The organism is Pseudaeromonas pectinilytica (genome assembly GCF_054780855.1).
The window spans coordinates 1-707 of record NZ_BAAGVN010000165.1 but is presented as its reverse complement, the minus strand read 5'-3'; the positions used below and the strand labels follow the sequence as shown (position 1 = coordinate 707).

Sequence of the window (707 nt, the reverse complement as noted above, 5' to 3'; positions counted from 1 at the left end):
CTTGTTTCTGGCCATGATTTAACCCTCCAGAACAGAACCCTTTAAGTGTAGTTCTGAAGGGCTGAATCATGGTGGTAATCAGGTAGGAGATTGTTACATGGCAGAAAAATTGAACCCCGAAGAACGCGCTCTTGAAGCGGTAAAAGCGCGAAACCCTGACCATATGGAATTTTTCGTCGGGTCAGTTATTCCGCGTTACCTTCATGGCACTCTTTACATGATTGGCTTCAAGGATTCTCAAGGAATTGCGTGGGAAAACTATGCTTTTGTGCCGGACGAAGACGGACCGGTACAGATTTATAGAAACACTATTCAATTGGCACACGCTGTTAGCATCAACTCCCGACAGTCCAGCTTCATGGAACGTATTTTAAATATAGGCGGCATGTCTGGCGCGATAGCTGTCGCAATAACGGCAACCATTTGTTATTTAACTCTCACGGGGAAAGGTGAAATCAAGATTCCTGACGTGCTTTCAAATGCACTAACAATGGTTCTTGGCTTTTATTTTGGTTCCAAGGCAAGTGAACGTAAGGAATAATTACAAAATGCGCTCTAATGCAAATAGTTTAAGTCGTTCGCTTCGCTCACTGGGACGCGCAAAAAGCACGCGCGCCCCATAACTAAAATGTTGTGCGGTTATCCAAGTAATTGAGTTGTAGTGACAAGAGCGGTTGCGATAGCAGGCAATATTGCATTCTGCTGGT

At 44.6% G+C, this 707-nt stretch carries 1 protein-coding gene; it reads left to right on the top strand.

Features of this window, described 5'->3' with window-relative positions; genetic code table 11:
* The first annotated feature begins 97 nt into the window (after positions 1-97).
* Complete coding sequence (locus ACYVG7_RS10000) at positions 98-541, top strand: hypothetical protein (protein ID WP_460882985.1); 444 nt, start codon at positions 98-100, stop codon at positions 539-541.
* Positions 542-707: the final 166 nt, after the last annotated feature.